Below are 14,930 nucleotides of genomic sequence, written 5' to 3'. Positions count from 1 at the left end.
GGAGTGCCCCCTGTTTGGATTCATCGGCGGCCAGACCTGCGATGATGTTCTCATCCCTTATTCGCGAAGTTTTTTGCCATGCTGTTGACCCGCCATGTTGATGCCAACGCCACGCTGGTTGCCCTGATCGAGGGGCTGACGTCCCGCGACGGTTTCTCCCCGACCCACCTGCCGGGTGTGCAAGTGTTGCGCGCCAGTTGCGACGTAGCGCGCGGCCCGCAGATCTACGAGCCGAGCCTGATGTTCGTGGCCCAAGGCAGCAAGGTCGCCTACCTGGGCCCGCGTACGCTGGAGTATGGCGCCGGGCACTACCTGATCCAGGCGATGCCGGTGCCGTTCGAGTGCGAGACGTTCGCCATGGCGCCCGGTGCGCCGCTGCTGGGGGTGACCGTGGGCATCGACCGCGTGGTGCTGGGTGAGTTGGTGATGGCCATGGGCATGCAGGCCGGTCCGCCGCCGACCGCGCAAACCCTGGAGTCGATGAGTTCGGTGGTCCTGGATGACGCCATGCGCGGCTGCGTGGAGCGGCTGCTGCAGTGCCTGCACGATCCACTGGAAAGCCGGATCATGGGGCCGGCGCGGGTGCGGGAATTATTGTTCACCGCCTTGCGTGGCCCCCAGGCCGATGTGCTGCGCGCCTTGGTGGAACAGCAGGGGCAGTTTTCGCGGATCGCCACGTCGTTGAATCACCTGCATGCCCATTACGCCGAGCCGCTGAATATCGAGACGTTGGCGGGGTACGCGCACATGAGTGCGTCGACGTTTCACGAGCATTTCAAGCGTTGCACGCTGCTGTCGCCGGTGCAGTACTTGAAGCGTTTGCGCTTGCTCAAGGCTCAGCAGTTGCTGCTGGTGGAGGGCATGGGCGTGGCGCAGGCGGCGCACAGCGTGGGGTACCAGAGTACGTCGCAGTTCAGTCGCGAGTACAAGCGCTACTTTGAGCGTAACCCTGGCGAAGAGCGGGCTGCCTAGTCATTTCAGGCAAGCCCCCTCCCACAGTTGACCGAGTTTGACTGCATAAAAAAGGCTCCCATTCGGGAGCCTCGCTTGGCTTACATATTCGGGTAAGTCGGCCCGCCCGCACCTTCCGGTGTGACCCACGTGATGTTCTGCGAAGGGTCCTTGATGTCACAGGTCTTGCAGTGCACGCAGTTCTGGGCGTTGATCTGGAAGCGCTTCTCGCCGTCTTCCTGGGTGATCACTTCATACACGCCGGCCGGGCAGTAACGCTGCGCCGGTTCATCGTAGAGCGGCAGGTTGGTGCCGATCGGGATGCTTGGGTCTTTCAACTTCAAGTGGCACGGCTGCTCTTCTTCGTGGTTGGTACCGGAGATGAACACCGAGCTCAGTTTGTCGAAGCTCAGCTTGCCGTCGGGTTTCGGGTAGTCGATCTTCTTGCTGTCTTTGGCCAGCTTCAGGCAGGCGTAGTCCGGCTTGGTGTCGTGCAGGGTGAACGGCATCTTGCCGCCGAGGATGTTCTGGTCCAACCAGTTGAAGCCGGCGCCGATGATCGGGCCGAACTTGTGCATGGCCGGGCCGAAGTTGCGGCTGGCGAACAGTTCTTCGTAGAGCCAGCTGGATTTGAAGCTGTCAACGTAAGCGGTCAGCTCATCACCCCCTTCGGACTCGGCAAACAGGCGGTCGGCCACGGCGTCGGCGGCGAGCATGCCGGACTTCATGGCGGTGTGGCTGCCCTTGATCTTGGCGAAGTTGAGGGTGCCCAGGTCGCAGCCGATCAGCGCGCCGCCCTTGAAGACCATCTTCGGCAGCGAGTTCAGGCCGCCTTTGCAGATGGCGCGTGCGCCGTAGCTGATGCGCTTGCCGCCTTCCAGGTACTGGGCCAGCACCGGGTGGTGCTTGAGACGCTGGAACTCATCGAACGGCGACAGGAAGGTGTTGCTGTAGGACAGGTCGACGATCAGGCCAACCACCACCTGGTTGTTTTCCAGGTGATAGAGGAATGAGCCACCGGTGTTCTCGTTGCTCATGATGTCCAGCGGCCAACCGGCGGTGTGCACCACCAGGCCTGGCTGGTGCTTGGCCGGGTCGATTTCCCAGATTTCCTTGAGACCGATGCCGTAGTGCTGGGCGTCGGCGTCGCTGTCCAGGTTGAAACGCTGGATCAACTGCTTGCCGATATGCCCACGGCAGCCTTCGGCGAACAGCGTGTACTTGCCACGCAGTTCCATGCCCGGGGTATAGACGCCTTCCTTTGGCTGGCCTTCACGGTCGACGCCGAGATCGCCGGTGATGATCCCGCGCACCACGCCGTTTTCATCGAACAGCGCTTCCTGGGCGGCGAAGCCTGGGTAGACTTCCACGCCCAGGTTCTCGGCCTGCTGGGCCAGCCAGCGGCACAGGTTGCCCAGGGAGATGATGTAGTTGCCTTCGTTGTGCATGGTCTTGGGCACGAAGAAGTCAGGCACCTTGGTGGAGGTGTCGGCGCTGCGCAGTACATAGATGTCATCGCGCACCACGGGGGTATTGAGCGGGGCGCCGAGTTCCTTCCAGTCCGGGAACAGTTCGTTCAGGGCGCGGGGTTCGAACACGGCACCGGAGAGGATGTGTGCGCCCACTTCGGAGCCTTTCTCGACCACGCAGACGCTGACTTCCTTACCGGCTTCGGCGGCCTTCTGCTTCAGTCGGCAGGCGGCAGACAGGCCCGCCGGGCCAGCGCCGACGATGACCACGTCGAATTCCATGTATTCGCGTTCCACAGGCTATCTCCTACTCAAGGCTCAACAGGCTTTTTTTCTAATGGGTGGAGGTTAGGTGTCGTGTCCGTCATCGCGTGCGCAACGGCAGGGGATGACCCACCTGTCTCTCTAGGTGGCGCATTATATATAGACCACTGTCAGCGTCCAATACAAACGTTTGTTTGAATTGCCCGCAGGCTAGGTAAATCAAAGCAACGCGGCTTATGACTGGCCATTTTGCCGTATTGACCAGAATAGGCGTTCCGGTCAATATACGGTCGGTTTTGCACAGACCGTAGGCAGACTGTAGGTTTCAAGAGCACGTCCAAAAGCACGGCAAAGGCAAAACAGGTGACGCGCGTTTAATTGATGGCGCGCAGTTTACACGCCGCGATAAAGAATGACCTCCCAGTCACCACTGACGAACGGTCATCACTTCCCGTGAGCAAGGTCATTCGCCGCCGTTTTTGGAGGTGCCCTTGTGTGCCGATGAGCATCAACCGCCAGGTTCGCCTAGGCGACTTTCTTTTCACCGGAGAGTAACGAGGAATCCATGAAGGTTCTTGTAGCTGTCAAACGCGTTGTCGATTACAACGTGAAAGTTCGCGTCAAGGCGGACAATTCCGGCGTCGACCTTGCTAACGTCAAGATGTCGATGAACCCTTTCTGTGAAATCGCCGTGGAAGAAGCCGTACGCCTGAAAGAGAAAGGCGTGGCGACTGAAATCGTTGTGGTTTCCATCGGCCCGACCACTGCTCAAGAGCAGTTGCGTACCGCCCTGGCACTGGGTGCCGACCGCGCTATCCTGGTCGAGTCCGCTGAAGAACTGACCTCCCTGGCCGTGGCCAAGTTGCTCAAGGCCGTTGTCGACAAGGAACAGCCTCAGCTGGTGATCCTCGGCAAACAGGCGATCGACAGCGACAACAACCAGACTGGCCAGATGCTGGCTGCACTGACCGGTTACGGCCAGGGCACCTTCGCTTCCAAAGTCGAAGTGAGCGGCGACAAGGTTGCCGTAACCCGCGAAATCGACGGCGGCGCGCAGACGGTTTCCCTGAAACTACCGGCCATCGTCACCACCGACCTGCGTTTGAACGAGCCGCGCTACGCGTCCCTGCCAAACATCATGAAAGCCAAGAAGAAGCCTCTCGAAGTGCTGAATCCGGATGCTTTGGGCGTTTCCACCGCCTCCACCAACAAGACCGTCAAAGTCGAAGCGCCGGCTGCACGCAGCGCAGGCATCAAGGTCAAGTCGGTGGCTGAACTGGTCGAGAAACTGAAAAACGAAGCGAAGGTAATCTAATCATGACTATCTTGGTAATCGCAGAACACGACAATAAGGTGCTGGCCCCGGCCACCCTGAACACTGTTGCTGCTGCCGCTAAAATCGGTGGCGACATCCACGTACTGGTCGCCGGTCAAGGCGCTGGCGCCGTGGCTGAGGCTGCAGCCAAAGTGGCTGGCGTGAGCAAAGTACTGCTGGCCGACAATGCCGCTTACGCTCACCAACTGCCGGAAAACGTTGCCCCCCTGGTAGCAGAGCTGGGCGCTGGCTACAGCCACATCCTGGCTGCCGCTACCTCCAACGGCAAAAACATCCTGCCACGCGTTGCCGCGCAGCTGGACGTTGACCAGATCTCCGAGATCATCTCGGTAGAAAGCGCCGACACCTTCAAGCGCCCGATCTACGCCGGTAACGCCATTGCCACCGTGCAATCGACCGCTGCCGTCAAAGTCATCACCGTGCGTGCCACCGGTTTCGATCCGGTTGCCGCTGAAGGTGGCTCGGCTGCCGTTGAAGCCGTCTCCGCGGCCCACGACGCTGGCACCTCCAGCTTTGTCGGCGAAGAGCTGGCCAAGTCGGACCGTCCTGAGCTGACCGCTGCCAAGATCGTCGTTTCCGGCGGCCGCGGCATGCAGAACGGCGACAACTTCAAGCACCTGTACGCCCTGGCCGACAAGCTCGGCGCTGCGGTCGGCGCCTCCCGCGCGGCCGTCGACGCAGGCTTCGTACCCAACGACATGCAGGTCGGCCAGACCGGCAAGATCGTTGCGCCACAGCTGTACATCGCCGTCGGTATCTCCGGCGCGATCCAGCACTTGGCCGGTATGAAAGACTCCAAGGTGATCGTCGCGATCAACAAGGACGAAGAAGCACCGATCTTCCAGGTGGCCGATTACGGCCTGGTGGCGGACTTGTTCGAAGCCGTACCTGAGTTGGAGAAGCTGGTCTAATCCAGCCGCTTCACTTATAAAGAGCCCGGTCTAGTGACCGGGCTTTTTTTGGCCCGGGCTTTTTTGAACGCCGGAGAAACCGCCATGGAACTGCGCCCCTGGGCCGTACTGCTGGGACTTACGCTGCTGCCGAGCCTGACCCAGGCAGCCGGCAAATGTGACCGCCTGGTGATCACCGGCAGCCCGGACGCACCGCCGCTGCTGTGGCGCGATCCCCAAGACCCGACGCATTTGATCGGCGCCACCGCCGATGTTTTGCAACAGGTAGCCAAGGAGCTTGGGTTGAAAATCGACCTGCTCTACGGCGGCAAACGTTCCCTGGCCCTGGACGAAGTGCGCAGCGGGCGCATGGACATCCTCGCCGATGCACCGCTGAACCTTGGCGAGCTGGAAACCCTCGACTACATCCACCCCGCGCTGGTACAGCTCGATTATCTGGTCTGGACCCGCAAGGATTCGGCGCTGGCCTATACCACGGCGGCGGACCTGCATGGCCACAAGGGTGCAGTGTCGGAACGTGCGCGCTTGAGCCGCGACTTTGAAACCTTCGCCGGCCAGCAACTGACCCTGCAACGCCTGCCCACGTTGACCCCGGCCTTCCAGAAACTGCTGCTGGGGGAAGTGGACTACGTGCTGGCCGGGCGTTACTCCGGCATGGCCATGGCCCAGACGTTAGGGATGAGCAATGACCTGGTCGCCCGCGACGTGCCCGTCGATCAGCCCGGCCTGTACCTGGCGATTTCCCACAACTCGGCCTGCAATGATCCGTGGCTGCGCGGACAGCTGGCCAAAAAGATGACAGAATTGCCCGGGTCTGGTGTGACGGAAGCCGCGCTGCAGCGCAATCTGGAGCGTTGGAAAGCGCAATTGCAACAACCCGTCGGCACCCCAACAAAGTAGGGATTTTCAGTGACTCTTCGACCTTTTTTCGCGGCCCTCGCCGTTGTCGCTCTGGCGGGATGTGCAGCCGATCCTGCGCCGAATGAACAAATTCGCCTCACCCAGCAAGCCCTGGAACAAGCCAACGCCGTGGGCGCCAGCACCGATGAATCACCCGAACTGAAACTGGCCGAAGACAAATTCGCCCAGGCCAAGGCCGACATGGCCGAGCAATCCTACAAGGACGCGCGCATGCAGGCCGAACAGGCCGAGCTGGATGCGCGCCTGGCCGAAGCCCAGGTGCTGACCCGCAAGAGCCAGGAGCAACTGAACGTGCTCAACACCCGCATCACGCGCCTGCGCAAGCAATTGCAGCTGGGAGAAGCCCAATGAACCCAATGATCCGTGGTCTGGGCTGTGCCGTGCTGCTGGGCAGTGCGGCACTGGGCGGTTGTGCCAGCCACCCCAATGGCGAACAGGCCTTGCAACAGGCGGGCAGCGACTTCCAGAAGGTCAAGGAAGACGCCAACGTGCTGCGTATCGCACCCAAGGACGTGATCCGCGCCGGTGAATCCCTGGCGCGGGCCGACCGCTTGTCCAGTTACTGGGGCAGCGGTGCCGACGTGGTGCATTACGCCTACCTGAGCCAGCGCTACAGTGCCATCGCCCGCGAACACACCGAGCAGACACTTAATGAAGAGCGTGCCGCCAAGCTCGAACTGGAACGCCAGCGCCTGCAATTGGCCCTGCGCGAAAGCAAGCTGATCAGCGTGCAGCAGCAGGGTAAATGGCTCGAAGAACAGATCGCCAGCCTGACCACCACCCAGACCGATCGCGGCCTGGTGATGACCCTGGGCGACGTGCTGTTCGATACCGGTGAAGCGGAGTTGAAAAATTCGGCCAACCGCACGGTGTTGAAGATCGTGCAGTTCCTGCAACTGAACCCCAAGCGTGTGGTGCGCATCGAGGGGTACGCCGACAATACCGGTGGTCAGCAGGAAAACCTCAAACTGTCCCGTGATCGTGCGCAATCGGTGGCCGATGTGCTGGTGGACCTGGGGATCGATGAGCAGCGTATCCAGGTTGAAGGCTACGGCGACCAGTACCCGGTGGAAGCCAATGCCTCCGAGCGTGGCCGCGCGCAGAACCGTCGCGTGGAAATAGTGTTCTCCGACGAGAAAGGCCAGTTGGGCGCCGCTCGCTGAAACTTTGCGCAAATCAAAAGTGTGGGAGGGGGCTTGCCCCCGATAGCGGTGGATCAGTCACTATTTTCGGCGACTGACACTCCGTCATCGGGGGCAAGCCCCCTCCCACATTTTTCTGCACACGCCTGAAGATTCTATTCGCCACCCTTACAGTTTTTACTGTCACTCCCACGCGCGCTCGACTATTGTGGCAACTGTCCCCGTACACTTCTAAACTGTGCCGGTATGTTTCACACAAAAATAAAATACCCGTGAAATCGAGTGCTGCGTCATGACCAATCTGTTGCTTTACCAACGTATCGCCCAGCAACTGGCTGAGGACATCCGTCGCGGTGTCTATCAGCCTGGCGAGCGCGTGCCCTCGGTGCGCAAGATGAGCTCCCAGCTCAATGTCAGCCACGCCACGGTATTGCAGGCCTACGCCAACCTGGAAGACCAGGGGCTGATCCGGGCACGGCCGCAGTCCGGTTACTACGTGCACCAGACGCCGGCACTCACGGCGCCCACGCCGGACATCGCGCGGGTCGAGCGCCCGGGGTTGGTCACCCGCAGCAGCATTATCCAGCAGGTATTGGGCGAGTCGCGCCGCGAAGGTGTATTCCCGCTGGGCGCCGCCGTGCCGAGCGTCGACTATCTGCCGGTACGGGCGCTGCACCAGCAATTGGCCAAGGTCACGCGCTTCCAGAGCCCACGCGCCTTCAGCTACATGTTCAGCCCCGGTTTCGAGCCGCTGCGCCGCCAGGTGGCGATTCGCATGCGTGACGCCGGCGTGGTGGTGGACCCCTCCGAAGTGGTGATCACCCACGGCTGTGTTGACGCCTTGCAGATGTCGCTAAGGGTGCTGACACGCCCCGGCGACTTGATCGCGGCTGAATCGCCCACCTATTACGGCTTGCTGCAACTGGCCGACCTGTTGGGCCTAAAAGTCATCGAGATCCCCAGCGACCCGTCCACCGGCATGAGCCTGGAAGCCCTGCAACTGGCAGCCAACCAATGGTCGATCAAGGCCCTGGTGTTGACCACGCGCCTGAGCAACCCCTTGGGCGGCACCATGCCCGAGGAACGGCAGAAACAGTTGCTGCGCCTGGCCTCGGATTTCGATATCCAGATTGTCGAAGACGATATCTACGGCGAACTGATGTTCGAACTCGGCCGCACCAAGGCCCTCAAGGCCTATGACCGCCTCGACCGGGTCATCTATTGCTCGAGCTTTTCCAAGACCTTGTCGCCGGGTGTGCGCATCGGCTGGATGATCGCCGGCAAGTACCAGCAGGAAATCCAGCGCCTGCAAATGTTCAGCACCCACTCGGCCTGCAGCGTCACCCAGATGGGCGTGGCCGCGTATCTGGAGAACGGCGGCTACGACCGGCACCTGCGTTACATCCGCCAGGAATACCGCAAGAATCTCAGCGCCTTCCAACTGGCCGTGCAGCAGTATTTCCCGGAAGGCACTCAGATGACCCGTCCGACGGGCGGCTTTATCTTGTGGGTCAGTTTGCCAGGGCGGGTCAATACCCAGGAACTGCACGTGCGCGCCCTGCAACAGGGCATCAGCATTGCGCCGGGGTTGATCTTCAGCAATACCGAGCAGTTCAACCACTGTATTCGTCTTAACTGCGGCACACCGTGGAACCGCGAGGCAGAGCGAGCGCTGATGACCTTGGGGATGCTGGCCAGCCAGTTATGCCAGGAAACCGCAGCCGGCTTTTGAGGCGTTGAAAAGGGACAACGCCGATAGCTGGATGATCACCGTGCTTGTCATGCCGCGCACAACAAGCGAGCATATGGCCCTCTGCCGTTAATGCTGTAGGCAATATGACCTCAATTGTTCGCGCTGCTTTGGTGATTGGCCTGTTAAGCCTGTGTAACGTCGGCACAGCGCTGGCGGCGGCACCCTTGGCTGAAAACAAGCCCGCTGCCAACACCCGGCAGGATGCCCCGGTAAAAAAACCTTCCTCCGCCAAGCAAGCCCCCGTCACGAAGAAGCCAAACGCCGCGGCGAAAAAGCGTGCGTCAACGGCGAAAAAATCCAAGTCAGCCCAGGAAGTGGCACAGACCAAGCTGCCACCGGCACAGTTGGATTTGTCCCTGCCTTCGGACATGGTCAGGCACCTGCAGCCCCTGGGTACCGTGCCCAAGCCCAAGAGCGTTCCGTTGTTGCCGCCGATGTTCGGTGAAAAACCCACCGACAACAGTGCGTTCCAGATCAACGGCCGTTTGCTCAGCAATGAGATGAAGCTGCAATTGCGCAACGAAGAGCGCCGTGAAGTGGAAGGTGCGGCGTTGGAATTCGAGTTCAAGCAGTAAACTTTTTCCTGCACAGTGACGCGGGCCATCGACCATCTGTCGCAGACTGGTCGGTCACTTTTGTTTTGTGCGAAAAACCCCTGTTAACCCATTTTAAAACGGCTGTTTAAGGGCGTACTCTAGCCCGGCCGTCCCTATTGAGTCGTCGAGGACCTGCTGGTCATGAATTGCCGTGAAGGCTGTGGCGCCTGCTGCATCGCCCCCTCCATCAGTTCGCCCTTACCCGGGATGCCCAATGGCAAACCGGCGGGCGAACGCTGCCTGCACCTGTCGGTCGAACAGCTGTGCCAACTGTTCGGCCGACCGGAGCGCCCGGCCGTGTGCAGTGATTTCAAGGCGGATATCGATGTCTGCGGCACCGACCAGGCCGATGCGATCCGGTTGATCGGCTGGTGGGAGCAGATGACGGCGGCTTGATGGGCTTTACTATCGGAACTTCAACAATAAGGAATACAACAATGGGTTCGCTGAAACGAATGGCTGTGCTGTGCGGTTTTACCCTGGTATTTGCTGCCACTGCCCAGGCTGAGGATTGGCAGGTTGCCAAGGATGAAGACGGTATCAAGGTGTCCCTGATCGAAGTCGCTGGCTCCAAATACAAGGCCTATCGCGGTGTTACCGTGATCAAGGCGCCTGTCGCCAGGATCCAGGCCCTGCAGGAAGATGTGGCCGGCGCCTGCTCGTGGATTCATGAATGCAAATCCCAGAAGCTGGTGGACAAGAAAGGCGATGAGGCCTGGACCTACACCCAGTTCAAGGCGCCGTTCCCGGTGACCGATCGTGATTCGTACATCCATGTCACCACCACCAAGGACGCCGACGGCAGCGTAACCCGCAAGCTGCAGGGCGTGCCGACCTACAAGCCCGAAGAAAAAGGCTACGTGCGTGTCGCTCAGGTCGAGGGCTTCTGGAAACTGGTCCCTAAAGGCGCCAATGAGACCGAAGTCACCTACCAGGTACACACCGAGCCAGGCGGCAGCGTGCCGTCGTGGCTGGCCAACAAGTTCGTGGTGGACGCGCCGTTCAACACCCTGAAAGCCTTGAAGGAACACGCTGAAAAATAACTGCGCTTGATCCGGTGCCTCCTGAGGTGAGTGGAACGTTTGCCGAGCCCTCAAGGTCCAGATAGATGTAAGCCCACACATGGGTTTTATCGAGGAGGCACCGATGCAAAAGTGGCAGATTACCTTCGTTGATGATCACGGCGTACAGTCCGTGGAGCAGTTCACCTGCGAGCACAAGCCCAGCCTCGAAGATGCGGCACACATGATTCGCAACAAGCTGGTGCCCGTGGCCGCCGAACTGGACCTCAACGACCTTGAGGGCCGCAAGCCCGAGCCAACGGTCAAGATCCTCAAAGACCAGAACAGTATTCAGATCCTCGACATCTCTCCCGCCGCCTGAACATTCCCTGTATGCCATTCAAGCACCTCTGGTGGAGGTGATAGCTTCGCGCTACTCTGCAAGTGAGATCAGCGAATGAATCGCTAAGGTCTGGTCTTGTCAGCTACATGCTTGTTTTCCTGCGGTGCTGTACCTGCCGTAGTACCCGCGTCAGTAGGGCGCGGGCTTTGGGAAGCACGGAAAGTCTATCCATCGGTTTGAGGAGGACGTTTCATGAGCACAGCCTATCAAGAAGACATCAGCACCAACGTTCTGCGCCGCATGAAAGAAGGCGGCTTCGACTTTTCACGGTTCCACCCCATTGAGTTCTACGCCATTTTCCCGGATGAGGAACGGGCGCGCAGGGCTGCGGGTGAATTTCGTGGTGAGTCCCTGAATGCCCAGGTCAGTGCGCGCGACGATGGCGCCTGGTACCTGGAACTGAGCAAGATCATGTTTGCAACCTACGATGGCATAGGAGACTTCGAGCAGGACTTTGGAGCGGTGGTCGAGCCGCTGGGCGGAATCATCGAAGGTTGGGGCGTCAAGCAGGAGGTGCGTGGGTTACCCATGTAGCGCCATTGTATGAGCAACACAGCGTATCGGCTGGCCTTAGGGTCGGCCGATTTTGTTTGCGGTATATGAAGGTTTGTGGAACTTGCGCCGCTCTTTCTTGCACAAAAAAAAGCCACCCGTAGAAAAGGGTGGCTGAAAGGGAAGACCGAAGGAGCCGGTCGGTACACGAGTGATCACGGTACCGATTACGCAATGGTTAAAGCTGTAGGACATGTCCTGTTCAGCGGATGGGGGCGATTATCCGCACGCTTCGACGGGCAGTGAAATCAACTCTGACTATGCTGTTGATAGCCAAAGCTTGCATTGCCATGAAGCGTGCAGCAGGGCAGCGGGCATTCTGCGCACCAGGACGGTGCGATCAGTTCCTTGCTTATATTTAACCCACTGATTTTTAAGTGTTTATGCCGCTGGCACGGGCCTTGCGATGGTTCTTGCGTCCGGGTGACAAGGAGTACGGCATGATCCGCACTTATTACGACGAAATGTACGATGGGGCTGGGCAGGTTCGCCCTCACTACCGCGAGTTCGCCCGCTGGTTGGCCGACACCCCCGCTGAACTGCTGGCCCAGCGCCGGCGCGAAGCCGACTTGCTGTTTCACCGTGCCGGGATCACCTTCACGCTTTACGGCGACGAGCAGGGCACCGAGCGCCTGATTCCGTTCGACACCATCCCTCGCAGCATTCCCGCCAGCGAATGGCGGATGGTCGAGCGTGGCTGCATCCAGCGGGTCAAGGCGCTGAACATGTTTCTCGCCGACCTCTATCACGAACAACGCATCATCAAGGCCGGGATCATTCCCGCCGAACAGGTACTGGCCAACGAGCAATACCAGTTGGCAATGCAGGGGCTGAACCTGCACCGCGACCTGTATTCCCACATCTCCGGAGTCGACCTCGTACGCGACGGCGACGGCACCTACTACGTGCTGGAAGACAACCTGCGTACACCCAGCGGCGTGAGCTACATGCTCGAAGACCGCAAGATGATGATGCGCCTGTTCCCCGAGCTGTTCGCCGCCCAGCGCATCGCGCCGATCGATCATTACCCCAACCTGCTGCTCGATACCCTGAAAAGCGCCAGCCCCCTGGATAATCCCAGCGTCGTGGTGCTGACCCCTGGGCGCTTCAACAGCGCGTTTTTCGAGCATGCATTTTTAGCTCGGGAAATGGGTGTGGAATTGGTGGAAGGCGCCGACCTGTTCGTGCGCGATGACCGTGTGTTCATGCGCACCACCGACGGCCCCAAAGCCGTGGACGTGATCTACCGTCGCCTCGACGACGCATTCCTCGACCCGCTGGCGTTCAACCCGGACTCCATGCTCGGTGTGCCCGGCCTGCTGGCGGCGTACCGATCGGGCAATGTGGTGCTGGCCAATGCCATCGGCACCGGGGTGGCGGATGACAAGTCGGTGTACCCCTTCGTCACCGAGATGATCCGTTTTTACCTGGACGAAGAACCGATCCTGCAGAACGTTCCCACCTTCCAGTGCCGTAAGCCCGACGAATTGTCCCACGTGCTGGCCAACCTGCCGGACCTGGTGGTGAAGGAAACCCAGGGCTCCGGCGGCTACGGCATGCTGGTGGGCCCAGCGTCCACGGCGGCGGAAATCGAAGCCTTCCGCGCGCGTATCAAGGCCAAGCCCCACGCCTATATCGCACAGCCAACCCTGTGCTTGTCCACCTGCCCGACCTTTGTCGAAAACGGCATTGCGCCGCGCCATATCGACCTGCGCCCGTTTGTGTTGTCCGGCAAGGAAACCCGTGTGGTGCCCGGCGGTTTGACCCGTGTCGCGCTGCGTGAAGGGTCGCTGGTGGTCAATTCGTCCCAGGGCGGCGGCACCAAAGACACCTGGGTGGTCGAGGACTGATGCCATGTTGAGTAGAACTGCCTCGGATTTGTACTGGATGTCGCGCTACCTGGAACGCGCGGAAAACCTCGCGCGCATGCTCGATGTCAGTTATTCGCTGTCGCTGATGCCCCAGGATGGGCGCGGTGATGGCCTGCATGAACTGGCCATGCCGCTGTTGATCACCGGCACGCTGGATGATTACCGCGAGCGCCACGGCGAATTGCACGCCGAACGCCTGCTGCATTTCTTCGCACTGGATGCGGCCAACCCGGCCAGCATCTACAGTTGTCTCGGTGCCGCGCGGGCCAGCGCCCATGCTGTGCGTGGGCGAATCACTGCCGACATGTGGGAAAACATCAACGCCACCTGGCTGGAGATTCGCGAAATCTCACAGCAGGGCCTCAGCCGCTACGGCATGAGCCGCTTCTGCGAGTGGGTCAAGGAGCGTTCCCATCTGTTCCGAGGGGCGACCTACGGCACCATCATGCGCAATGACGCCTTCCGTTTTATTCGGCTGGGTACGTTTATCGAGCGCGCCGACAACACCCTGCGCCTGCTGGATGCGCGCTATGAAATGGCCGGTGACCAGGCCGAAGCCGTTACCGATGGCACCGCCCACGCCTACTATCAATGGAGTGCCTTGCTGCGCGCGTTATCGTCGTTCGAGGCCTACACCGAGATCTACCGCGACGCCCCAGGGGCCCGGCAAGTCGCGGAACTGTTGCTGTTGCGCGCCGATGTACCGCGCTCCCTGCGGGCCTGCAGCGAAGAGATCGACCAGATCCTCGCCAGCCTGCCCGGCATCAACGGGCGTCCGGCCCAGCGCCTGGCGGCCGAGATGGATGCGCGGCTGCGGTTTACCGCGATCGATGAAATCCTCGAGGAAGGCCTGCACGCCTGGCTGACCGACTTTATCCCCTTGGTCCGCCAGTTGGGCGACGCCATCTACAGTTCCTACCTGGAGGCCGCATGAGACTCTCCATCAGCCACGAAACCACCTACCACTACGAAGACCAGGTACGCGCCAGCATCCAGTACCTGCGCCTCACGCCCCACGACAGCGAGCGCCAGCACGTGCTCAGTTGGCAACTGGACCTGCCTCGCCCGGTGCGCGCGCAGATCGACCCGTTCGGCAACATCCTGCACGTGCTGACCCTGGACGAACCCCACGACGCCATCATCATTGGCGCCCGTGGCCAGGTGGATATCGATGAGCTGCGGGAGGCTGAACACGAGAGCCAGTCAGCCTTTCCGTTCCTGCGCTGCACCCGCCTGACCGAGCCCGACGACGCCCTGCGCGCTTTTGCGCAGCAGCATTGCCACCAGCGTCGTGATCGCACCGCGTTGATCGACCTGATGCACGCCCTCAACCAGTCGATGGTCTACACGCCCGGCGCCACCGAAGTCGACACCTGCGCCGCCCAGGCCTTCGCAGGGCGGGCGGGGGTGTGCCAGGACCATACCCATGCGTTCCTGGCCTGCGCGCGCAGCCTGGGCATTCCTGCGCGGTATGTGTCTGGGTATTTGTACACGGAAGACAGTACCCACCTGGCCAGTCACGCCTGGGCCGAAGCCTGGCTGGATGACGCCTGGTACAGCTTTGACGTGACCAACCAACTGGCCCGGCCGGAGCGGCATTTGAAACTGGCCGTGGGCCTGGACTACCTCGACGCTTGCCCGGTGCGCGGCATGCGCCGTGGCGGTGGGCATGAGCAGATGCATGCCAAGGTGTTCGTGGCACCGACGCCGGTGGTCCTGGTCCAGCAGCAATAACCCGCTCGCCACCGAGATCAGGCTGG

16 protein-coding genes are annotated in these 14,930 nt (G+C 60.7%); 15 read left to right on the top strand and 1 reads right to left on the bottom strand.

The annotated features are described in order from the left end of the window. The first annotated feature begins 78 nt into the window (after positions 1–78). A complete protein-coding gene (locus AC07OP_RS06955; protein ID WP_027603629.1) occupies positions 79–972 on the top strand; it encodes an AraC family transcriptional regulator in 894 nt (297 codons plus the stop codon). Positions 973–1,052: 80 nt separating this feature from the next. Here AC07OP_RS06955 and AC07OP_RS06950 read toward each other — a convergent pair whose 3' ends face one another. Continuing rightward, positions 1,053–2,717: an electron transfer flavoprotein-ubiquinone oxidoreductase gene (locus AC07OP_RS06950; protein WP_495100599.1), complete on the bottom strand. Its 1,665-nt coding sequence runs from the start codon at positions 2,715–2,717 to the stop codon at positions 1,053–1,055. Between the two features lie 532 nt (positions 2,718–3,249). Here AC07OP_RS06950 and AC07OP_RS06945 point away from each other — a divergent pair. The 14 genes from AC07OP_RS06945 (at position 3,250) to AC07OP_RS06880 (ending at position 14,904) form a co-directional block, all read left to right on the top strand. Further along, positions 3,250–3,999 (top strand): electron transfer flavoprotein subunit beta/FixA family protein, encoded by a 750-nt coding sequence (locus tag AC07OP_RS06945; protein ID WP_495100600.1) that lies wholly within the window; start codon positions 3,250–3,252, stop codon positions 3,997–3,999. Positions 4,000–4,001: 2 nt separating this feature from the next. After that, the gene (locus AC07OP_RS06940) at positions 4,002–4,931 is read left to right on the top strand and encodes an electron transfer flavoprotein subunit alpha/FixB family protein (RefSeq protein WP_027603632.1); all 930 of its coding nucleotides are present in this window, start codon (positions 4,002–4,004) and stop codon (positions 4,929–4,931) included. Between the two features lie 84 nt (positions 4,932–5,015). Next, complete coding sequence (locus AC07OP_RS06935; protein WP_027603633.1) at positions 5,016–5,831, top strand: substrate-binding periplasmic protein; 816 nt, start codon at positions 5,016–5,018, stop codon at positions 5,829–5,831. A 9-nt stretch (positions 5,832–5,840) separates the two neighbouring features. Beyond that, positions 5,841–6,203 (top strand): DUF4398 domain-containing protein, encoded by a 363-nt coding sequence (locus AC07OP_RS06930; protein ID WP_115489087.1) that lies wholly within the window; start codon positions 5,841–5,843, stop codon positions 6,201–6,203. Beyond that, positions 6,200–7,015, top strand: a complete 816-nt coding sequence (locus AC07OP_RS06925) for an OmpA family protein (RefSeq protein WP_495100601.1) — start codon at positions 6,200–6,202, stop codon at positions 7,013–7,015. The genes AC07OP_RS06930 and AC07OP_RS06925 overlap by 4 nt, the downstream gene beginning before the upstream one ends. Positions 7,016–7,286: 271 nt before the next feature. After that, the gene (locus AC07OP_RS06920; protein ID WP_017527404.1) at positions 7,287–8,726 is read left to right on the top strand and encodes an aminotransferase-like domain-containing protein; all 1,440 of its coding nucleotides are present in this window, start codon (positions 7,287–7,289) and stop codon (positions 8,724–8,726) included. A 104-nt stretch (positions 8,727–8,830) separates the two neighbouring features. After that, positions 8,831–9,322, top strand: coding sequence for a translation initiation factor 2 (locus AC07OP_RS06915; protein ID WP_495100602.1), 492 nt, complete (start codon positions 8,831–8,833; stop codon positions 9,320–9,322). 162 nt (positions 9,323–9,484) lie between these two features. Further along, positions 9,485–9,739: a YkgJ family cysteine cluster protein gene (locus AC07OP_RS06910; RefSeq protein WP_065940713.1), complete on the top strand. Its 255-nt coding sequence runs from the start codon at positions 9,485–9,487 to the stop codon at positions 9,737–9,739. A 41-nt stretch (positions 9,740–9,780) separates the two neighbouring features. After that, positions 9,781–10,386, top strand: a complete 606-nt coding sequence (locus AC07OP_RS06905) for an START domain-containing protein (RefSeq protein ID WP_065940712.1) — start codon at positions 9,781–9,783, stop codon at positions 10,384–10,386. A 103-nt stretch (positions 10,387–10,489) separates the two neighbouring features. Next, the gene (locus tag AC07OP_RS06900) at positions 10,490–10,726 is read left to right on the top strand and encodes a hypothetical protein (RefSeq protein ID WP_027603638.1); all 237 of its coding nucleotides are present in this window, start codon (positions 10,490–10,492) and stop codon (positions 10,724–10,726) included. A gap of 213 nt (positions 10,727–10,939) precedes the next feature. Next, positions 10,940–11,281 (top strand): ribonuclease E inhibitor RraB, encoded by a 342-nt coding sequence (locus AC07OP_RS06895; RefSeq protein WP_025854181.1) that lies wholly within the window; start codon positions 10,940–10,942, stop codon positions 11,279–11,281. 458 nt (positions 11,282–11,739) lie between these two features. Further along, complete coding sequence (locus AC07OP_RS06890; RefSeq protein WP_027603639.1) at positions 11,740–13,149, top strand: circularly permuted type 2 ATP-grasp protein; 1,410 nt, start codon at positions 11,740–11,742, stop codon at positions 13,147–13,149. Between the two features lie 4 nt (positions 13,150–13,153). Continuing rightward, positions 13,154–14,104: an alpha-E domain-containing protein gene (locus tag AC07OP_RS06885; protein WP_027603640.1), complete on the top strand. Its 951-nt coding sequence runs from the start codon at positions 13,154–13,156 to the stop codon at positions 14,102–14,104. Continuing rightward, on the top strand, positions 14,101–14,904 hold the full coding sequence (locus tag AC07OP_RS06880) for a transglutaminase family protein (protein ID WP_027603641.1): 804 nt from the start codon (positions 14,101–14,103) through the stop codon (positions 14,902–14,904). Before AC07OP_RS06885 ends, AC07OP_RS06880 begins: the two co-directional genes overlap by 4 nt. Positions 14,905–14,930 lie beyond the last annotated feature (26 nt).

Source organism: Pseudomonas sp. GW821-FHT09D08, assembly GCF_059416305.1.
This window is presented reverse-complemented; position numbering and strand designations above follow the sequence as displayed.